Annotated in this window: 15 protein-coding genes and 2 pseudogenes; 13 read left to right on the forward strand and 4 right to left on the reverse strand. The window is 67.3% G+C overall.

Annotation, left to right across the window (positions count from 1 at the left end; all coding sequences use genetic code 11):
• Window positions 1-48: 48 nt before the first annotated feature.
• The 3 genes and pseudogenes from AC07EQ_RS24090 to AC07EQ_RS24100 all read left to right on the forward strand — a co-directional run.
• Window positions 49-1,080 carry a hypothetical protein gene (locus AC07EQ_RS24090; protein ID WP_478390156.1) on the forward strand — a complete coding sequence of 344 codons (1,032 nt, stop codon included), beginning with the start codon at window positions 49-51 and terminating at the stop codon, window positions 1,078-1,080.
• 278 nt (window positions 1,081-1,358) lie between these two features.
• Window positions 1,359-1,622, forward strand: coding sequence for an IS3 family transposase (locus AC07EQ_RS24095; protein WP_435876249.1), 264 nt, complete (start codon window positions 1,359-1,361; stop codon window positions 1,620-1,622).
• Window positions 1,623-1,664: 42 nt separating this feature from the next.
• Window positions 1,665-1,991, forward strand: a pseudogene (locus tag AC07EQ_RS24100) (IS5/IS1182 family transposase); the annotation flags it as partial.
• Window positions 1,992-2,176: 185 nt separating this feature from the next.
• Here AC07EQ_RS24100 and AC07EQ_RS24105 read toward each other — a convergent pair.
• Window positions 2,177-3,019 (reverse strand): SAM-dependent methyltransferase, encoded by an 843-nt coding sequence (locus AC07EQ_RS24105; RefSeq protein ID WP_363819109.1) that lies wholly within the window; start codon window positions 3,017-3,019, stop codon window positions 2,177-2,179.
• Between the two features lie 231 nt (window positions 3,020-3,250).
• On the opposite strand from AC07EQ_RS24105, the gene AC07EQ_RS24110 reads away from it, so the two are divergent.
• On the forward strand, window positions 3,251-3,487 hold the full coding sequence (locus AC07EQ_RS24110; RefSeq protein ID WP_478390239.1) for a DUF6879 family protein: 237 nt from the start codon (window positions 3,251-3,253) through the stop codon (window positions 3,485-3,487).
• Between the two features lie 142 nt (window positions 3,488-3,629).
• Here the strand turns inward: AC07EQ_RS24110 and AC07EQ_RS24115 are convergent, their stop codons facing one another.
• Window positions 3,630-5,495 (reverse strand): Hsp70 family protein, encoded by a 1,866-nt coding sequence (locus tag AC07EQ_RS24115; protein ID WP_478390157.1) that lies wholly within the window; start codon window positions 5,493-5,495, stop codon window positions 3,630-3,632.
• Between the two features lie 537 nt (window positions 5,496-6,032).
• On the opposite strand from AC07EQ_RS24115, the gene AC07EQ_RS24120 reads away from it, so the two are divergent.
• Window positions 6,033-6,521 carry an AMP-binding protein gene (locus tag AC07EQ_RS24120; protein ID WP_478390158.1) on the forward strand — a complete coding sequence of 163 codons (489 nt, stop codon included), beginning with the start codon at window positions 6,033-6,035 and terminating at the stop codon, window positions 6,519-6,521.
• A 193-nt stretch (window positions 6,522-6,714) separates the two neighbouring features.
• Here the strand turns inward: AC07EQ_RS24120 and AC07EQ_RS24125 are convergent, their stop codons facing one another.
• Window positions 6,715-6,981 (reverse strand): hypothetical protein, encoded by a 267-nt coding sequence (locus tag AC07EQ_RS24125; RefSeq protein ID WP_478390159.1) that lies wholly within the window; start codon window positions 6,979-6,981, stop codon window positions 6,715-6,717.
• 13 nt (window positions 6,982-6,994) lie between these two features.
• Window positions 6,995-7,996: a LacI family DNA-binding transcriptional regulator gene (locus AC07EQ_RS24130; protein ID WP_478390160.1), complete on the reverse strand. Its 1,002-nt coding sequence runs from the start codon at window positions 7,994-7,996 to the stop codon at window positions 6,995-6,997.
• Between the two features lie 141 nt (window positions 7,997-8,137).
• On the opposite strand from AC07EQ_RS24130, the gene AC07EQ_RS24135 reads away from it, so the two are divergent.
• The 8 genes and pseudogenes from AC07EQ_RS24135 to AC07EQ_RS24170 form a co-directional block, all read left to right on the forward strand.
• Window positions 8,138-9,916: a hypothetical protein gene (locus AC07EQ_RS24135; RefSeq protein ID WP_478390161.1), complete on the forward strand. Its 1,779-nt coding sequence runs from the start codon at window positions 8,138-8,140 to the stop codon at window positions 9,914-9,916.
• A 290-nt stretch (window positions 9,917-10,206) separates the two neighbouring features.
• The gene (eccCa, locus tag AC07EQ_RS24140; protein ID WP_478390162.1) at window positions 10,207-14,193 is read left to right on the forward strand and encodes a type VII secretion protein EccCa; all 3,987 of its coding nucleotides are present in this window, start codon (window positions 10,207-10,209) and stop codon (window positions 14,191-14,193) included.
• Window positions 14,190-15,320, forward strand: a complete 1,131-nt coding sequence (locus AC07EQ_RS24145) for a S8 family serine peptidase (protein WP_478390163.1) — start codon at window positions 14,190-14,192, stop codon at window positions 15,318-15,320. Before eccCa ends, AC07EQ_RS24145 begins: the two co-directional genes overlap by 4 nt.
• Before the next feature lie 392 nt (window positions 15,321-15,712).
• Complete coding sequence (locus AC07EQ_RS24150; protein WP_478390164.1) at window positions 15,713-18,598, forward strand: ATP-binding protein; 2,886 nt, start codon at window positions 15,713-15,715, stop codon at window positions 18,596-18,598.
• Between the two features lie 302 nt (window positions 18,599-18,900).
• Window positions 18,901-19,476 carry a sigma-70 family RNA polymerase sigma factor gene (locus AC07EQ_RS24155; protein ID WP_478390165.1) on the forward strand — a complete coding sequence of 192 codons (576 nt, stop codon included), beginning with the start codon at window positions 18,901-18,903 and terminating at the stop codon, window positions 19,474-19,476.
• Between the two features lie 300 nt (window positions 19,477-19,776).
• Complete coding sequence (locus AC07EQ_RS24160) at window positions 19,777-20,055, forward strand: methyltransferase (protein ID WP_478390166.1); 279 nt, start codon at window positions 19,777-19,779, stop codon at window positions 20,053-20,055.
• A 181-nt stretch (window positions 20,056-20,236) separates the two neighbouring features.
• Window positions 20,237-20,839 carry a hypothetical protein gene (locus AC07EQ_RS24165; RefSeq protein ID WP_478390167.1) on the forward strand — a complete coding sequence of 201 codons (603 nt, stop codon included), beginning with the start codon at window positions 20,237-20,239 and terminating at the stop codon, window positions 20,837-20,839.
• A 5-nt stretch (window positions 20,840-20,844) separates the two neighbouring features.
• Window positions 20,845-20,928 (forward strand): annotated as a pseudogene (locus tag AC07EQ_RS24170) (RpiB/LacA/LacB family sugar-phosphate isomerase); the annotation flags it as partial.
• Between the last annotated feature and the right edge of the window lie 23 nt (window positions 20,929-20,951).

A 20,951-nucleotide genomic window follows, 5' to 3' on the forward strand; every position in this document is an offset into this window, starting at 1 on the left:
GAGCAGGCCCACAAGTTTTGGTACCGACAACGTGCCGAGGAGAAGGAAATGACCACACCTGACCAGAAAGCGGACGTAACGGCCGCCATGCACGAAGTACTTTTACGGCAGGCCGGATTCGCACCGGACGAGTTGGTCACGCAGGCTCGTGCCTGGCTCGCGGACGACCGGCTCGACGAGGTTGCCCGCGCGGTGGCATCCACCGCCACGCGGTACGTCCTGCCGCTCACCGAAGGGGATTTGGGCGTGCTCGCGACCGTCTTCGAGACGGAGGGTGCATCGCTGGACATCCTGCAAGGCATCGAACCCGTGATCGACGATCCACCGCTGGTGTGGCAGTTCAGCGCCGAGCCACCGGATTCCGGTGGCTCCAACGACGATTCCGTCGTGGCAGCACTGATCGAAGTCCTCAGTGGAGAGCCGGCCGCGCACGGAATGTGGCGTGCATGGCGAATGTCCCCGGATGGCGCACCGTACCCGCCGCCGCGAGCGGTCTATGTCGTCGAAGCCGACGATGACGACCTGCCCGCGCTCACCGCTCGCCTGCAGCAAGCGCTCATCGCCGCCGGTGAAGCGGCTCCGCAGGTCGAGGTCACCCCGGTCGTCGGCCCGGTGCCCACGTACCAGCGCGCGGCCCGCGCTTACGGCGCGCTCCTGTGGGCTGCTACCGAGACGCCGGAAATCACGGTGGCGCGGGTTTTCGACGCGGTGGACCCGATTTCCGGCCCGAGCTTCGCCCCGGACCACCCTCGGATGGACAACGAGGCTGAACGCGGCCAGATCCTCGACTACCTACGCGCCGGTACTGCCCTGATGATCACGACGGCCACACTGGACGACGTCGTCGACCCCACTCGCGGCACGGTCGTCCCAATGAGCCTCCGCACCGACGGCACCTGGATCTGGCCGGACACCATCGCGTACTACCTGGAACACCACCACCTGGCCCCGGACCCGGACCTATTGGCGCACATCCGCGACGCCGGCCTACTCCCCCCAGAACTGGACGCGGTAGCCATAGACCGAGCAATGGACGTCCTACGCCGACCCCCAGAAACCGAACCAGTCTGGACCCGCTGATCGGGATCAGATGAGGTGAAGGACTCCGGTAAAGTCTGTTCGCCACCCTTGAAGACGGGCACGGCCATTGTTGATCAGGTGATTGTCCAGGTCCCCGTGATCGTGTGAGCGAGCCGTGCCCGTTGATGCATCCTGCCTGAACCCTGTCGCCTTCGGTCTATTGCCCCAGCTGTTTCATCGGGCTGCGCATATAGGGTCCACGGACATCCAGTCGTTGCGCAGGGGCACCGCATCTGACCGAGGCTGGGATCGTCCACAGTGGTCTCCGAGATGGTGTCATGGCGGCGACCACAGCGGCAGCCGAAGCAGGACTGCACCGGATCGCGTGGCAATTGCCGACGACATTGCGGTACAAAACCGAGCTGATCAAACCCGGCGGGCCCTGGCGGCATCTCGACGACGTCGAGTACGCCACCCTGGAATACGTTGACTGGTACAACAACTGGCGCTTGCATGGCGAGATCGGACACCTCCCACCTGCTGAGTACGAAGCCATCCACTACCGTCAACACCACTCAACCACGGCAACAACCGTCAACTAACCACGTCTCCACCCAACCCGGGGCGATTCACTTGACAAGCTCAACCATGGCGGGAACATCCAGGTCATCACCGCACCCGACGGCTGGCCGCTGTGGACCTCCGAGGTACGGCCCGGCCGCGAACACGACAAGGCGAAGCCGACACCATGGGTCGCGTTCAAGAAACCCTAGGGCGGCAAACTCGCCGACGACCAGAAAGCCCACAACAAGGCCCACAACGGCGAACGCGCGGTCGGTGAACGCCGAAACTCGCTGCTCGAGACCACGTTCAAGGCCCTGCGCAACATCAGCCGGTGTCCCTGGATGATCGGGAAGATCGTCGCGGCCGTCCTCGTGCTCCTGCACGTCGAACACGACCGCACCACGTGATCATCGAGTGCGACAAACCGTTACGCGGAAAGGCTCATTTGCCCGCGCCCAGCTTATCCCGCGCGACTTCGGTCGAATCGCTCCGGGAGCGGTGGCGGCGCGGTTCCGAGGAGGGTTGAGCCGCGGCGCACGCGCCAATCGGCGTGCTGCGCCACGGAAAACCCAGCTTCCCGGTTCGACGAACCCTACGGCTTCCGCGCCACACCACCGGTCATGAAGCGGGCCGCGATGGAGGTGGCATCGGTGACGGGCGTGTCCGGACGCCACAGCGGCAGCGGGACGATCCCGGGAGTGAGCAGCTCCAGCCCGGTGAAGAACTGGGCGAGCTCCGCTGGGGTGCGAACGCGCCCGGTGCCGAGCTGGGACAGCAGCACCCGCTCCAGCTCGACCAACTCCGGCGCGTCACCGAGCCTCGTGAAGTTGGTCATGAAAAAGAAAGAACCCGGCGCGACCGCCTCGCGCAGGAAATCGACGATGCCCTGCGGGTCCTCCTCGTCGAGGAGGCAGTGCAGGAGGCCGCACAGCATCACGCACACGGGCTGATCGAAATCAATCAGTTCGCGCGTGTCCGGGTGATCCAGCACCTCGCGCGGCCGGCGGATGTCGGCGGTGGCCACCCGCGTATTCGCATCGTTGGCCAAGATCGCGCGGCCATGCGCGAGCACGATGGGATCGATGTCGACGTACACGACGCGGGCCTGGGCGTTGGCCTCCTGCGCGACCTCGTGGGTGTTTCGCGCGGTCGGCAGTCCGGATCCGAGGTCGAGGAACTGGGTGATCCCCTCCTCGGCGGCCAGGTGCCGCACAACGCGGTGCAGTATCGCGCGGTTGTGGATCGCGATCTCTTTCATCGCCGGCATCACCGCGAGGACGGCCTGGGCCACCTCCCGGTCCACCGCGTAGTTGTCCTTGCCGTTGAGCATCACGTCGTAGACGCGGGCGGCGGTCGGCACCCCGGTGTCCAGTTCGGCCGAGGGCCCGAGAGCGCCCTCGCGATCGCGTGCCCAGGCCAGGTGATCAGAGGACATGGAAAATCCTTCGCCGTAGAAGAATCGCCGACATCGTAACCGTTCCAATACTTGTGGTCATCAAGGCATCGATCACTGCACGCCACCCGGGCACCGGCGGTGCATCGAAGATCGGCGTTGCCGCCAACTGGGCCGCCGGCACCGACGCATGCGTGCGCCCCCGACGCCGGTTTTCCGAGAAGCTGGAGCGCCGGCAGAGCTTTCGTGAGCCGGGAAATCCCAGCTGGGACCGTGGTTGGGACGAGTCGATCCGGATCGTGGAGAGCCAGCGGGGCGAGTTCATCGAAGAGACCCGGGAGGCGGCTCGGTGTCGAGCTGTTTCGGGTATGGGTCGTAGAAGCGCCGCTGACACCGTATCTCCAGTGGGAGCTACATAGTTTGGCTGTCCGAGCTGAGTGCGGTGGCCGCTCTGGAAACCGAGGCGTCGCCTGTTCTGGAGTGCAGCGGTGGCGAGGCCTTTGTCTTTGAAACCCAAATTACCCACCACACGCCCGGATCCGTAGAAGCCTCGATCTCGCCGCGTGTTGTTGGTGTGCGTGCCTGCGGGCGGACACGCACGTATCGCATGCGAGGCCAGAACCGCCGAACACCTGCTGCGCCAGGGCCAGGTTCAGGACAGCTGATCGCAACGGGTGGCGTCGGGATCGTTCGCCGCTCCTGCCTCCCAGCGCACCTTGGAGACCGTCATCCCGAACGAACCGTCGGTGTACATCAGCCACGGAGTGTTGATAGCCGTCGGATCCCATTGCTCGGCCCGGTTCTCGGCGAAGCAGCGCAGCGGCAGCTTGACCGTCACCTGCTTTTCGGCCGGCAGCCGCTTGAACAGGTTCGTGGCGGTGACCTTTGCGTGACACGGGTAGGTGCTGCAGTGCACCTCCATCGACACGGTGCTCGACGGCGGTCTGTGCAGTGTCGCGTCGAAGACGATCGCACCGTCGTTGTCGAAGTAGCGTGAGAGGTCTTGGTTGCCGCCGGATCCTGGCTGGCTTTGGAAGTAGACCTGGCCGCTGGCTCCGCCGGACCAGTTCATCTTGAGTCCGCCCTTGCCGTCTAGCCGTACCGTGACCGGGCCTTCCTTGGTATGGGCCCCGTTCGTCCAGAATTCGGTGCCGGTCGAGCCCTTCTGCCCGGAGCCGATGAGTCCGACCCACGGCTTCGCTGCCATGCCGTCGAACACCGGCAACGGCTCACCGGGCTGCGTGCTCCCGGCGATGGGCTCGGGGCCCTGCGTTTCGGGACCCTGCGTTTCTGCGTTGCCGGCGGTGACGTAGGTGGTGATGGCCGCGATGACGGCGATGGCGGTGATGCCCGCGGCGAGGGGGATGAGCCATTTCTTGCGGGTTTTTTTCGGTGGTGTGGTGCTGGGTAGTGCTGGCGGGAACGTTCTGATGGTGGGTGGTGTGGCCGTTGTGGTGATGATTTCGGTTGGGGTTACGGGGATGATTTCGGTTGGGGTTACGGGGTTGTTGCTGGGTTGGGGTCTGGCGGTGCGCGTTGTGGTGGTGGCGGCGCCGAGGGCGACGGTGTGTTTGGGGTGGAGGGCTGCGCGAATGGGTTTGTTGAATTCGTGGCTGAGGGTTTGGTGGATGAGGGGGATTCGGGAGGAACCGCCGGCGAGGAGGATGGCGGAGACGTCGTCGGGGTGGATGCCGGCTGAGGTGATGGTGCGGTGAAGCGCCTCGGTGGTGAGTTGCAGCGAGGGGCGGATCATGTTGTTGAGGTCCTGGCGGGAGACGTAGACCTCGTGGTTTCCGGTGGGGAGGGGGACGGTAAGGGTGAGGTCGGGTTCGGCGGAGAGTTGTTCTTTGGCGTGGGTCGCGAGGGTGTGGATGGTGGCGAGGGCGGTGGCGTGGGTGGGGTCTTCGGGGTCGAGGGTGCTGATTGCACCGTCGAGTTTGTCGTCGAGGTGGGCGCGGAGGGTGTCATCGAAGTCGATGCCGCCCATGTGCTCGATGCCTTCGGGGGTGCCGAGGATTTCCATGCCGTGGGGTTGGACACGGAGGATGGTGGTGTCGAAGGTGCCGCCGCCGAGGTCGTAGACGGCGATGATCTCGCCGTTGCCGAGTCGGCGCTCGTTGGTGTAGTGGGTGGCGGCGGCTTCGGGTTCGGTGATGAGTTGGTAGTGGGGGATGCCGGCGAGCCGGGGGACCTCGGCGAATTGCTCGCGGCGGTAGGGGCCCCAGATCGCGGGGCAGGTGAGGGTGATGGTGGCGGGTGGTCCGCCGCCATAAGCGGTGCTGATGTGGGTGAGTACGTCGCGCAGTTGGGCGGCCATGAGGGCGGCGGGGGTGTAGGAGGCGCCGCCGAGCATGAGGCGGGTGGGGTCGCCGAGGCGGCGCTTGAAGCCGCGGGCGAGTAGGGCGGGATTGGTGGTGGCGTTGCGGGAGTTAGCGGCGGCGAGGCCGGTGAGCAGGGTGCCGTCTGGGCCGGGGGTGGCCATCGAGGGGACGACGATGTCGGGGGACAGGGTTGCCATGCGTACCCCGGTGGGGGTTGCTACGGCGGCTGAAGTGAACGAAGTTCCGAGGTCGATGCCCACCCCATACCACACGGCGCACTTTCCTTCCCATTGCCACGAAAGGTGAAGCTGATCACAGCTATTCGGAGCCACGCTATCGCCACAGGTCGACGGGTAGCTAGCACAACCTGTGATGTTGTGCCCCTTTGAACACCAGGGATGACCCCTTTTTACAGGCACCCGATGCGACTACGAGAGACACGGGACCCTCTTTGTCAGGATGAGTGGTAGACGTGTCCACTTCATAGGCCGGGCGGGCAGGCTGATGATCCCTGACCTGGAGTTTCGTTAAGTCAGAGCTGAGGCAGGCGGCGGTTCGGGTCATATTGACTGCCCATAAGACTCGAAAGAATCCGAAGTTCGCCGCAACTGGCGAAATTTGATCAACAATCGTCGTTGCGTGCAAAAGGGCGCTTCGAGTGCATCAGGACAGAATCCCACCTGCGTTCTCCGATTGAGGCCGCCAGCCGGCTTCTGGAAGGAAATCAGCCGACGATGTTCGGGAATCTCGTCGAGCGACTGGCCTCGCTGGCCGAACGCAACAACTGGGCGCACCGGACCGCCTATGTCGCGGATGGCATCCGGTATTCGTACGGCGACGTTCACGAGGGGCCGACTGGTGACCCGAAGCTGTGCTTCCACACCCACGCCGATCCTGAGACTTTCGAGCAGGCGACGAATTCTGCGTTCCGGCTGACGGAGGACGATGTCTGCTTCTCCGTGTCGCGGATGTACTTCGGGTTCGGCCTCGCCAGCTCCCTCCTCCTGTCGCTGAGTCGGGGCGCGACAACCGTTCTGCGGTCGGTGCGGGCGACGGCGGACGTGGCGCTGGAGATCATCGCGGAGCGCGCCCGAGCACTTCGACTACTCGCACGACATCGAGCACGCCATCTTCGACCGCGAGTACCGCGCGCACCGACGCTACCTGGCGGAGGGCATGCGGCGGCTCACGCCCGGTGGGGTGTTGTTGCTGGGCTTCAATAGCCTCGGCGACCGCGTGTGGCTCGACTGAATCGCCGCCGAATTGGGGCTCGAGTTCACCGAATACCGGGGTGAGACCCGCCACTCAGGCCACGTCGCGGTGACGTTCCAGCTGCTCCAGGCGGTCAAGCGTTAATACCGCAACGGCTCTTAGGTGCGAGGGTGGCCGCGTCGGCCGTGCGGGAAGCTCCCAATTTTAGGCAAAATTGGGAAACCCACGGCTCCGGTAGGACCGGACATGTTCGGGGTCGGGCAGGTAGCGGCGGACCAGGTTGATCAACAATCTGCGCATCTCGGGCAGCGTGTAACCGATCAGGCCCTGTTCGCTGGTGACGATTCTCCTTTCGCGGCTAGGGCTTTGGTCGCCGCCAGTCATGACGCGCCTCGCCTCGTACTGCGCCACCAGCGCATCTTGGTCCACTCGCCCGTTGCCGACGACGACGTCCGTGGTGCGGTCGAGCAACGGTTCCGCTGGGTCAAAGGCGTGGTGCGCCCAGCGTCGCGCCCTCGACGAACTCGCACGGGAGCAGTTCCTGCGGTGTGGTGCCGTGTTCGAGCACCTCGGTCAGCGCCTGCACCGCCCGACGCCCCATCTCGCGCCTGGGGATGCGGAAACCGGTGAGCGCCACGTCGTCCGGTGCCGGCCGGGTAGCGGCGCCGAGCGAGAGCACGGCGAGGTCGCCCGGCACGGAGAGCCCGCGCGCGCGTCCGGCGAGCACGATCGCGGCCCCGTCCGACACCTCTTCGGTGAGCACGGCGGTGACGCCCGCTTCGCGCAGCTGGTCGAGCCGTGCGGTCTGCACATGCACCCCTTGGACGCCATGTGCGGCAACGGCTTCGTGGAAGCCTTGCAGCCGATCCGCGGACGACTCCGCGCCCGCACCGGGCCCCACGTACGCGAACCCGCGGTGGCCGAGCGCGACCGAGCGGTCCACCAGGTCTCGCACCGCGGTGCGGTAGTCGGCGCCGACGTGCGGCACCGGGCCGCCGGCGTCGTCGCGTCGTCCGATGGAGACGTACGGGATGCCTTCGGCGAGCAGCTGGGCCAGGTCGTCGCGGTCGACCGTGCGACCGAGCAGCAGACTGCCGTCGGCGAGCCGCACCCGGCTGTCGTCGCCGAAGATCCGCCGCCGCGCCCCAGCGGCCTTGGCGCTGGTGAACAGCAACAGGTCACAGCCGACCTCCTCGGCCTCTTCCTCGATGCCTTCGAGGAACGGCTGGTAGAAGTTCGCGCGGGTGCTCGGGAACACCGTCTCGTAGGTGAACACGCCGAGGATGCGGTTGCGCCGGTCGTGCAGTCTGCGGGCGATCGGGTTCGCGACGTAGCCGGTCTTCCGAATCACCTCCAGCACCTGCGCACGGGTCTCCGGCGCGATCCGGACGTTGCCGTCCCGCCGGTTGTTGAGCACCAGCGACACCGTGGCCTGGCTGACTCCTGCCATCCTGGCGATGTCCCGCTGGGTGAGCCGTCGGGCCACGAGCACTCCCGCTTGCCAATTCGAATTGGCAGGGATTCTGCGTCGTCGGCCCACGTGTCGTCAAGATCTAGTAATTCGTATTATCATCTTGACGTTCGGCTGCGGAGCGGACGAAGCTTGGCCGGCCAAGGAGGTAGGCCCGTGACTACGTTCAGCCGCCGCAGCCTGATGACCGGCGCCGCCGCTCTCGGACTGCTCGCCGCACTGCCGTCCCGCGCACTCGCACTGCCCGCGCCGCCGCCCACCACACCGATCCGGCGCCTGTTCGCACCCGAGGAGCAGCGGTTCGCGCCGTACCTCAGAGCGGTCTCGCCGATGGTCGCCGACATGGACTCGAGCGGCTTCTTCGCCGGAGGCTGGTGGCGCAGCCCGGCGGTGTCGTACAACGCCCGCGTCCAGGAGCACGTCTACACGCTCGCCTGGTTCGCCACGCAGTCCCGCACGTGGAACCCGTACCGGGGCAACGCGGATCTGCTCGCCGCGCTCGACGCCGGGCTCGGGCACTACCTGGGGTTGCAGCACGCCGACGGCTCGTGGCCGGAGTACTCGCCGACCGAGCACTCGCTCGCCGCCACCGGCTTCGCGATGGGGTACCTGAGCAAGACCAACGCCCTGCTGCGCAAGGCGAACGTCCTGACGCAACGCCAGGCACAGATCACCTCGGCGCTGCGCACAGCGATGACGTGGCTCCTCAACCCGGCCAACGGTCACGTCTGGCAGCCCACGATCCACTACGCGAACCAGGTCACCGCCGGGCTCGCCGGTGCCGCGCTCGCGCTGAACCAGGCCCCCGATCCCTCGCTGCGGCAGCGGTTGACCGAGGCGTTCGCGCGCCTTGCCGCGAACGGGCAGAGTCCCGCGGGCTTCTTCTACGAGGAGACCGGCGCGGATACCAACTACAACTTCGAGGTGATGCTGCCGGAGATGGCCGACGCGTGGCGCCAGTCCAACGACGCCAACCTCGTCACGATGACGCGCCGGTACACCGACTGGCTCGGCTACAACCTGCTGCGCGAACCCGACGGCTCCGGCTGGTTCGCCAACGTCGCCCCGAACTCCCGCACCACGTCGCGGTTCTACGCCGACGTGCGGCCGGACCCGGAACGTACCGCGCTGAACAACCAGTTCGTGCCGGTGGTGCCGAACTTGTCCGCGTTCCTGTCCAGCCGCGAAGACCTCGCCGCCGCACGGGCGGCCTGGGCAGCGGACCCGGCACCGGTGCCCGCACTCGTCAAACCCGACACCTCACCGCGCATCCTCAGCCACTCGATCTACGGCGAGCGCTATCCAACCCGTGCCCAGCGCACGGCCGCGATCGCGGAACTTCCATACCGCCGGGCGCACTTCACCGAGATCCGCAGCGACCAGGGGCAGAACTTCCTGTTCCTGCGCAGGCCGCAGTTCTACCTCGGCGGCTACTTCGGCACGAAGCGCGCGACCTCGCTGGCCCGCACCGGTCTGACGTTCCTGTGGCACCCGGTGGCTGGCACGGTCGTCCAGTCGATGAACAACAACGACCACGCCTGCTGGGCGACGGTCTTCCCAGGCCACGTGCCGGACGCGAACGGACCGCAGCAGGCGGAGTTCCTGGGCGGCGAGCCCTACCGGTTCCGCTACCGCACCGCGAGCGGCTCGGTCGTCACCGACGTGACCGTGCAGCCCGACCAGATGACCAGGTCGGTGCGGGCGAACGCACCGGCAACCGAGCAGATCCCGTTGGTGGTGAAGGACTCCGACACCGTCGCACTCGACGCGCGAGGGCTGACGCTCACCCGCGGCCGGGTGGTGCTGCGATTCGACTGGGCACAGCCGCGGCAGCCCGCGATCAGGCCCGCCTCGATCACCTACCCCGGCCGCCGGATGCACATCCTCACCGTGCCGCACGACGGCACGTTCACCGTGACGATCTCAGCTGATTGATTCCAGGCCCGTTTTGCGTAGTCGGGTAGCGGAACCTCAGGCGTTCCCTGGACTGTGGGTGCCCCTCCTGATGTATGTCCAATACGCGGCGGAGGGGCACGGCCTCGCAGGGAGCCCAAGGGCGGGCATTGCCTGAGAACCCGCGGCGGTGCGAGCTGCGAGGGTGGGCCAAGCGCTGCGCGCTTGCGGCGTGCCGAGCCTTGCCGGGACATCCGGACTCTCGATGCTGAACTACTCGCGGTCTGCCCGACGTGTGTCCGGTGTACGGATGGCGTGAGGAGCCGACCGCGATGACAACAACCCTGTTCCGCCGCCCAGGGCGGGAGAAGCCGCCGGAGATGCCGACCGGCGAGCTCGCGTTGGAGGAACCGCCGACGCTGCCGGAAGCCAGCGGCGGCAAGGACATCCTCTCTTCGCTGATGATGATCCCGATGATGCTGGGCACCGGCGTGTTCATGCTCATCTACATGGGCAGGATGAACCCGATGCTCGGCCTCGGGATGTTCGGCCTCATGCTGCTCATGGCCGCCTTCATGGTGTTGATGCAGGTCACCCGCGGGGGTGTGGAGCGCCGTCAGAAGCTGCGCGGCGACCGCAAGGACTACCTCCGCTACCTCGGCCAGGTCCGCAAGCAGGTCCGCACCGCGGCGTCCAGCCAGCGCGCCGCCCTCGCCTGGCGGCATCCGGATCCTGCGGCGCTGTGGTCGGTCGCGATGACCGGCCGCCTGTGGGAGCGTCGCGCGGCGCACGTGGACTTCGCCGAGGTGCGGCTCGGCACCGGCTCGCAGCGGCTGGCGCTGAAGATGACGCCCCCGTCCAGCAAGCCCATCCAGGATCTTGAGCCCCTCGCGGCCAGATCGCTGCGGCGGTTCATCAACGCCTACACCAGCGTCGCCAACCTGCCGACCGCGCTGTTCCTCCGGGGGTTCTTCAAGATCCGGTTCAGCGGGGACGAAGACGCCATCCGAGGCACCGTCCGGTCTATGATCGCCCAGCTCATCACCTTCCATTCGCCAGAAGACCTGAGGGTGGCGGTGTGCGCGAGCCAGGATCGTGCGTCGCTGTGGGAGTGGGTGAAGTGGCTGCCGCACGCGCAGCACCCGCTGGAGCAGGACGACGCCGGGCAGGTGCGGCTCCTCGCCGACGGGGTGGACGCACTGACCGACCTGCTCGACGCCGAGCTCGGCGAGCGCGGTCGGTTCGAAGCCGCCGCGTCGCCCAACCGCGACGAGCCCTACGTGGTGATCGTGCTGGACGGCGTCTTCGTTCCCGGTGAGTCGCGGCTGGCGGGCACCGGCTACCGCAATTCCATCGTGCTGGATCTCAGCGAGGCCGTCGAAGGCAACGTCGGAACGTCCGCGCTGCGGCTGGACGTGACGAAGGAGCAGGTCGAGATGGTGCGCACCAGCCGCACCGGCAAGGAGATCCGTACCCGGCTGTGCACCCCCGACCTGCTCAGCCTGCCGCGGTCGGCGGCACTCGCGCGGGTCGTCGCGCCGTATCGCCTCGGCGGCACCACCACCGACGTTTCCGAGCCGATGCTGGTCAACTTCGAGCTGCCCCGGCTGCTCGGGGTGTCCGACCTGGACGAATGGCACCCGCAGACGATCGCGCGCAACGGCCTGACCCGCGACCGGCTGCGCATCCCGATCGGCATCGCGGAGGACGGCACCCCGGTCGAGCTGGACATCAAGGAGTCCGCACAGGGCGGGATGGGCCCGCACGGGCTGCTCATCGGCGCCACCGGGTCCGGCAAGTCCGAACTGCTGCGCACCATGGTGCTCGGCATGGCGATGACCCACTCGTCGGAGACCCTCAACTTCGTCCTGGTCGACTTCAAGGGCGGTGCCACGTTCCTGGGGCTGGACGGGCTGCCGCACGTGTCGGCGATGATCACGAACCTGGCCGACGAGGCGCCGCTGGTCACCCGCATGCAGGACGCCCTGCACGGTGAGCTGGTGCGTCGGCAGGAGCTGCTGCGTTCGGCGGGCAACTACGCCTCGCTGCTGGACTACGAGAAGGCGCGGCTGTCGGGCACCCCGCTGGACCCGCTGCCGACGTTGTTCGTCATCGTCGACGAGTTCAGCGAGCTGTTGGCGGCCAACCCGGACTTCGCCGAGTTGTTCGTCATGATCGGCCGGCTGGGCCGCTCACTCGGCGTGCACCTGCTGCTGGCCAGCCAGCGCCTCGACGACGGCCGCATTCACAAGCTGGAAAGCCATTTGTCGTACCGGATCAGCCTGCGCACGTTCTCCGCGATGGAGAGCCGCTCGGTGATCGGTGTTCCCGACGCCTACCAACTGCCCGCCTCTCCCGGTAATGGATACATCCGCACGGACGTGTCCACGCTGATCCGGTTCAAGGCCGCGTACGTGTCCGGCCAGCACCGTCGGCGCACCCGTGAGGAGCGCCAGGAGGAGGTGCGGCGCCAGGTCGTCCCGTTCGGCATGACCAGACTGGCTCGCGACGAACCACCCGCTCCGCCTCCGCCTGCCCAGGACGACGAGAAGGACAACAACGACACCGGTGTCGACCGCGCGGCCAGCGGCGAATCGGTGCTGGACGTGGCCGTGGAGAAGCTGGTCGACCACGGCCCGCCGGCGCACCAGGTGTGGCTGCCGCCGCTGGAGAACCCGCCGGCGCTGGACCACCTGCTGCCGCCGCTGGTGCCGGACCCGGCGCGCGGGCTCGTCGCGCAGAGCTGGCGGGGGTGCGGTCGCCTTGAGGTTCCGGTCGGCGTGGTCGACAAGCCGTTCGAACAGCTGCGTGACGTGCACCTGGTCGACCTCGCGGGCGCGGGCGGCAACGTCGGTATCGCCGGCGGCCCGCAGTCGGGCAAGAGCACTTTGCTGCGCACTCTGATCACCGCTCTCGCGCTCACCCACTCGCCGTCCGAAGTTCAGTTCTACTGCCTGGACTTCGGCGGCGGGACGCTCTCCGCCTTCGAGCGACTGCCGCATGTCGGCGGTATCGCCAGCCGGATGCAGGAGGAGCAGGTCGCCCGCACGATCGCCGAGGTGCAGACGATGCTGACCCACCGCGAGCGGCTGTTCACCGAACATCGAGTGGAAGGCATGCCGTCCTATCGTGCGCGGCGCGCCGCCGGGGAGTTCGCCGACGAGCCGCACGGCGATGTGTTCCTGGTCGTGGACGGCTGGGGCTCGCTGCGAACCGACTACGAACAGCACGACATGACGCTGCGGCAGCTCGCCCAGCGCGGGCTGGCCTACGGCGTGCACCTGATGATCACCGCGAACCGCTGGTCGGACGTGCACAGCGCGTTGCGTGACCAGCTCGGCACCCGGTTGGAGCTGCGGCTCGGTGACTCCATCGACTCCATGATCAACATGCGGGCGGCCGCGTTGGTGCCGCAGAGTCCCGGCCGCGGACTGACGGCCGACCAGCGGCACTTCCTCGGTGGCGTGCCGCGCATCGACGGAATGCCCGCCACCGAAGGCCTGTCGGAGGCGACCCGCGACCTGGTGCAGGCGATCCGGGAGACGTGGCGCGGTCCCGCCGCGCCTGCCGTGCGGATGCTGCCTTCGGTGCTCCCCGCCGAGGAGCTGCCGGACACGGAGCCGGGGCCGCGTGTCCCGCTCGGCTCCGGGGAGCTCGACCTGCAGCCGGTGTGGCACGACTTCCGCACCAATCCGCACCTCACGGTCGTCGGCGACACCGGCAGCGGGAAGACGGCGGCTCTACGGCTCATCGCGCAGGCCGTCACGCGCGTCAACAGCCCGGACGATGTTCGCATCGTGGTGATCGACCCGCGGCGGACGCTGGTGGAGTCGGTGCCGGAGGAGTACCGCGAAGGGATTGCCGTGGCCAAGCAGGCCGCCGAGGAGCTCGCCCAGAACCTCGCGGCGCGGTTGCGGGAACGGATTCCCGGCGCCGACATCACCCCCGCTCAGCTGCGCAAGCGGGACTGGTGGAGCGGCCCGGAGTACTTCGTCCTCGTCGACGACTACGACCTGCTGACGAGCGGCATGGGCGGGCCGCTGGACCCGATGGTGGAGCTGATCCCGCAGGCCGGCGACATCGGCCTGCACCTGGTCGTCTCGCGCGCGGCGGCCGGCGCCGGGCGCACCAGCATGGAGTCCTGCATCCGGCGCATGCAGGAGTCCAACACCCCGGAGCTGACGCTGTCCATGCCGCCAGGGGAGATGCCGCTGCTCAACGGCTCGCGGGGACGGTCGTTGCCGCCGGGACGCGCGGTGCTGGCCACCCGCCGGGAGGGCATCGGCCTGCAGATCGGCTGGACGGAGGCCCCGGAATGAGACGAGTACTGGCCGTCGCCGCAGCGGCGCTGTTCGCGGTGTCGGCAGCTCCGGTGGCGTTCGCGCAAGGGCCGACCGGGCAGTGCACGCCACCGGCGGAGACGACCATTGAGCGCGCGTCGTGGGCCCAGGAGCGAATGGCTGCGGACCGGGTGTGGCCGCTGACCAAGGGCTCGGTCACCGTCGCCGTGGTCGACACGGGTGTGAGCGCGGGCGCTCCGGCTTTGAGTGGCGCCGTCGAGCGCGGGACGGACCTGCGCGGCGGGTTCGGCAACGGCGACTGCTTCGGGCGGGGCACGTTCATCGCGGGCTTGATCGCGGCGCGGCAGGGCCGCGGTCCGTTCGCCGGGATCGCGCCAGGGACGTCCATCTACCCGGTGCGGGTCAGCGACGACCCGCCCAAGATCCAGGACCACGCCGCGCTGTCCCGGGACATCGCGGCCGGGATCCGGGCCTCGGTCGACGCCGGTGCCCGGGTGGTCGCCGTGGGGCTGGTGTCCACCATCGGCACCGAGGAGTTGAAGGCCGCCGTGGAGTACGCGACGAGCCGGGACGTGGTCGTGCTCGCGGCGGCCGCGGTGCCCAAGAAGGGACAGCTCGCGTTCCCGGCCCGCTATCCCGACGTGGTCGCCGTGGCGCCGGTGGCTGTGGAGGGTCCGCTGACCGAGCTGTCCTACGGAGCGGCCCCCGACGTGGCAGCGCCCGCGAACGACCTGGTGGGCATCGCCCCAGCAGGTGCGGGTAACCGCGTTGGCTCCGGTATCGAGCTGGCCGTTGGCTACGCCGCGGGCGCCGTCGCTCTGGTCCGCAGCTATCACCGGACGCTGTCCGCGGCGCAGGTCGTGGACCGCCTGCAGAAGACCGCGGACCAACCCGCCGGCCGCTTGCCGAACGAGTACATCGGCTACGGCGTGGTCGACCCGTTCGCCGCGGTCACCACCATCCTCGATACCGACCCCCAGGTGCAGGCGGTCGCCGAACGGCTCTCGGTCCCCCTGCCCGAGCCGCCCGACCCGGAACCGGGCAACCGGGCGTTGTGGTTCGCCGGCCTGGCCGGCGCCGTAGCCCTGCTCATCGCCGGTCCGGCCATCGTCGCCACCAGAGAAAAGCGACGACGGGAGAGCTGACGGCTGCCCGCAGGCACTATGGAGACATCTTGCCCGCGGTTCCGCGAATTCCTACCGGTGAACTGAAAGCATCCGGTGTACGTGCAGTAAGAAGAAACCGTCGACAAGGCTTGCTGGAGGAGGGCTTGGCGGCGGGGGACGGGTAGCCGCTGTCGGGGCGTTACGGCACCGCAAAGGCTCGCGTCCCCAATGACCGGCAGAACCCCGAGAACGCGAAAGATCACCCGCCAAAACGGCCCAGCTAGGCACAACGGGCACCCATCTTGCCCGTTGAGGCAGAGTGCGCGTCCAGGACACCTATCGAGCTTGACTCCGCTGTACGGCACAGCTGAATCTTTGCTGTGTAACCCATGCGGAGCATGGCACGGCAAGTGTCGAGCAAGGAGCGGGTCGTGGAGTCTCTCGCTGACGGCGCTGTCCTGGTCGACCGCGACAACGAAGTGCGGCGTCTCAAGGACGCGGTCCGCCACGTCGTACAGGGACGCGGCGCAGCGGTGTGGATCGACGGTGAGCCGGGCATTGGCAAGTCGGCGCTGCTGGCAGCCGGGCTGGACGGCGTCGAAGGACTCGGCTGCCAGGTGTTCCGGGCAGCCGCCGACGAGTTCGCGCGCCGTTGCCCGCTGCGCGTCATGCTCGAATGCCTTGGTATCACGCCGAATTCGCCTGATCCGGACCGGCGGGCCATCAGCGATCTGCTGTCCAGTGCCGCCGACCCGTCAACGGTTGCCGCCGACCGGTTGTTGGTGCTCATCGAGGGCATGTGCACGACTGCACCGGTAGTGCTGGTGATCGACGACATCCAGTGGGCCGACGCGGCCAGCCTCCTCGTCTGGCACCGACTGGGCCGGATGATCGAGCGCCTGCCGTTGTTGCTGATCGCCGCCTGCGGCCCTGCCCCGCACCGGCCCGATCTGGCCCTGCTTCGTCGTGACCAGACCGCCTCGGTCATCACGCTGAGCCCCCTCGGTGAAGCGCCGACGGCAGAACTCGCCGGGCAGCTGCTCGACGCCGACTCGGTAGGGCCGACGCTGCGACAGGTTCTGCGGGGTGCGGCCGGAAACCCCTGTTATGTTCACCAAATCGTCAATTCGCTGCAACGTGATGGTTACCTCACCCGTACGGCGGAGAACGCCGTCGAGCTGACCTCCGAATTGGCGAGGATGCCCGAATCGTTGACGACGGCCATTTCGGCCCGGCTGCGCCACGCCGACGACACCACGTGGGAAGTGTTGCGGATGGCGGCGCTTCTCGGCCCAGCGTTCTCGGTCACCGATCTGAGCGCGGTGTGCGGCCGCTCGGTGGCCGACTTGGCCGGAGTCGCCGAACAAGCCATCGCCTCCGGCATCCTGGTGGAATCCGGTGCCCGACTGGAATTCCGGCACACCGTGGTCCGGCAGGCACTGCATGAAGGCATCCCGACCCCGCTTCGACTCGCACTGCACAACCAGGCGGCCCGCGCACTGGGCGCAACCGGCGCCCGGATCGAGTACGTTGCCGGGCACCTGCTCGCTGCTCTCCCCGGCGAGACCGCCGTCGGCCTCGACGACTGGGGCGTCGACTGGCTCGTGCAACATGCCCGCAAGCTGGCCCACCGTGCCACGGAATTGGCGGTCGACCTGCTCACCTCGGCTTCAGAAGCACTGGATCCTGACGACCCGCGCCGCGAACCGTTGCGGATCAGGTTGGCGGAGGCGCTGCTGCTGCTCGGCCGCACGGAGGAAGCCGAGGAACTGGCCGAAGCAATCCTGGCCGACACCCGAGACCCCGAAATCACTGCCGAGATGAGTTGGCTCCTCGCGTGGTCGCTGACCATGTGGGGCAGGCTCGACAAGGCCCGGATCGTGATCGAAAGCGCCATCGGCGGCGGAAGGCCAAGCCATGCCGGAAAGGCCGGTAGAAACTCCAATACGGATAGTCGCTGGATCGCTCGCCTGCACGGACTGCTCGCCAGAATCACGCTTCCCATCGGCCAGGTCGAGATCGCGGAGACGGCAGCCCGACGGGCGCTCGACGCGGGACGGGAGGTCGGCGACCGGTTCGCGACCGGTTTGGCACTACACGCGACCGGGGTGATTTCCGCCCAACGATGGGATCTGGCCGGGGCGGCTGCCGAATTCGATCGCGCACTGTCCGAGTTGGGCAACGATCCCGAGTGCACCGATCAACGGCTGCTGATCCTGGCCGACCTGCGCGGCGTGCTCTTCGAACTCGGCAAGGTCGACAAGGCCGAGCAAACCGTGCGGGAAATGCAGGCCATCGTGCAACGTTATGGGACGTCGCCCAGGCGCGGCGCGGCGCGGCTCTGTGCTGCCGAGCATTTCCATGCCACCGGCAGGTGGGACGAAGCGGTCGCCGAACTGGAAGCGGCGATGGAGTGCTACGACCGGATGGCCGCCACGCACCAATCGCGACTGCGTTGCCTGGCAGCGGCCATCGCAAGTCACCGCGACCAACGCGACACTGTGGAAGAACATCTTGCCGCGGTGTCCGAAAACCCGGACCGCCGCACGGAGTTCGCGCTGCTGGCGCAATCGGCGTGGTACGAAAGGAACGGTCGTCAAGATGATGCCGCGGCAGCTCTGGGCGCTGCGCTGGCCCGCGACGAGCACCCGGGTACCCGGCACACCTTCCTTCCGCTGCTGGTCCGACTTGCGCTGGCCCGAGACGACCGCGACACCGCAGTACGGGCTACGGAGGCCTGCGAAGCCGATGCCGCCTGCGGGTCAGCGCCGGCCATCGCGGCGGCAGCCCGGCATTGCCGAGGGCTGCTGGAGGGCGATCCGGCGTTGATCGACGCCGTCGTCGAGGCTTACCGGCGGATGGAGCAACCTCTGAAACGCGCTCAGGCGCTGGAAGATTCCGCCGTCCTGCACGCCAGACGCGGCGATCTCGGCGCTGCCCGCGGCGCCTACGTTGAGGCGATCCGCATCTACACCGACCTGGGCGCCAAGTGGGACCTGCTGCGTGCAGACTCCCGGCTGCGCCCGTACGGCATGCGTCGACTGCGCGCACGCCGCCGAAGTGCGACCACCGGGTGGGAAGCCCTGACGCCAACCGAGCTCAGGGTTGCAAGACTCGTCGCGGCAGGCCACGCCAATGCGGACATCGCGGCGATTCTCTTCGCGTCCAGGCGAACCATTGAGGTGCACGTTTCGCGCATCCTGGCGAAGCTCGGGGCGCGCTCTCGGGTCGAGATCGCCATCGAAGCCGCCCGGCAGCCGAGCCTCGACCAACACGTTCCACTGCCAGTGCCCCAAGAAGACCGCCTCTGCGGCTGAATCAACCCCACGCTCCACCCAAAGGCATTGCAGGCGAGGGCGCCGTGACCAACTTGCTTGGGCGCGGCGCCCCTCACTCGTCATGACCATCACGTTCGTGTCACGGATTCGGCCCTGCGGAAGTTCATCTGGTTGCCCTTATCTACCCAATTTGACGGTGTACGTGAGTTCACTGATTTTCCGGCTCACTACAAGAGGAAACCTGGTCGTACAAGCAAGCGATCGAGCACAACCGCGGTACGTCGCAGCGCCGCCGACGGGTCGCGCGGACAGCTCGCAGAATTGGACCAGGAGTGGCCATCATGGTGAATTCCATCGCCTCACGCCGGGAGGACAAGGCACGCGCCAGCGAGTCGTACGGCCCCGCTCCCGACCCGCAATCCGTGGTCAATCAGCTCTACGGCGACTATTTCGCGGCTCTGCAGCTCTACGTCAGCCGGATGATCTCCGATCCGTACCAGGCCGAGGACATCGTCCAGGAGACGATGGTGCGTGCCTGGCGGCACGCCGACGCGCTCAGCCGTCCCGAACTCGGTTCGGCCTGGGGCTGGCTGAAAAAGGTAGCGCGGAACATCGCCATCGACAAGATCCGTGCTCGCCGGGCACGTCCCGACGAGGTCGAGGAGTCCGCGGGCATCGGAGTCGGCATCCTGGGAGACCACTCGGACGACGTGCTCACATCGATGTCGGTGGCCAATGTGCTGCTGGAGCTCATCCCGGAACACCGCAGCGTGCTCTACGAAGTGTACTTCGCCGACCGGACTGCGGCCGGCGCAGCCGACGTCCTCGGAATTCCCGTAGGCACGGTCAAATCCCGCCTGCACTACGCACTCCGCAAGCTGAAGACATCGGTGGAGCCAACCGAACTCGCAGCATGAGTCCAGCGGGGGGCATGCTGGGTCCTGTAGAGGCTGTTTCCAAACTCGTCTTGCGTGGCGGTGCGGGGCGGAACCTCAGACGCCATCTGGTCTCCGTCTCGGTAGCCGCGCGCCTTGGGCTGGCCGACAACCGGCAGCCGACCGCTTGCTGCGGCTGCTGCGGCTACTGGTATCGCTTGATGTCTTCTCCGGAGACGAGGTAACGTCGATCGCCTGACCGAGCGGGAATCTGTTGCGTGCCACGGTAAATGGCTAGATGCGCCACATGTGTGACATCTACGGTCAGGAGTTCTACTCAGCGTGGGGTGCGCCGCGCTGCCCGCGGTTGCCGAGGGGATCCCTGCCTTCGAGCGTGCCCACGGCCAGTCGCTCGGCGAGTATCTGCGTACCTGCGAGGAGTTCCGCTCCCGCTTTCAGCACGTGATGAACGCAGGGAACGACTTCCTGGACAAGGTACCGGTCCGGTTCGACTTCTCCTCAGCGCGCACGGTCGTCGACGTTGCCGGGGGAGCGGGTGACCTGCTGTCCTCGCATGCCCTTCTGAACCACACATCTTGCATGTTCACCCCATTTGAGTAGCGCTGCGTTTGCTAGCTGAGCAAGACTGCGACTGCTGGCCAACGTGTTCATCCTCTCAATTCCCGAAGCCGCGTGATCCAGGACTGGCTCGACACGACCTTGTGTAGTCATCTGGCCACCACTACCTCGTTCGCCATACCGCAAAATTCGCGCCACGCAAAGGAAAAGAGGTCCTAGTTCAATGCAGGACTACCTAGCGGAGCAGATACGGACTCTCAGCACCTGGCTTCGTGATACGGACAGTTTCACCGAAACCGTTGCCCACTGGCTGAACAGCCGGGTCGACTACGTCTCGTTGTGCCACGAGTACTGCCTCGTCACGCCCGAACATGCTGCGGCATTGGATGTTTCGGCAGGCAGCAAGGCGCTACATCGACGCGGGTATCTCGAATCGGAATCGACCGGCTTTCGGCAGCGGGTGGCCGAGGTACGAGCCGTCGTGGTCGAGGACCGACTGCACCCGGATGCCCGACAATCGTTGGAGTCCAAGAAGGTCCCGCTCGGTAGGATCCTAAGCAGCCACGGGATGCGGCGGCACACCCATGACATCACCCGCGTCTCAACGGTCGATGCCAACGGCCGACAGGTATTGCGCGTGGCGGCGACTGTCACGATGGCCGGTGAGCTGGTTGCGGCCGTCGACGAGATCGTCTATCTCCAACTGTTCAAGCCCGGGCCGTCGCAATGCGACACCGCGGACGATGCCCTGGTCGTCGACAGACTGCCGAACGCCCGAAGGCCGCAGGAATCGCCGATATCCCGGAGGCCGGCACATCGCGCGTGACCGAACTGGTCGCCGAGGGCAAGGCAGACCGCGCACTGCTGGTGTGCGGCACCGGGCTGGGGGTGGCGATCAGCGCGAACAAGGGTCCACAGCATATAGCCGGACGTGCCCG

Source organism: Saccharopolyspora sp. NPDC045839, from assembly GCF_056431645.1.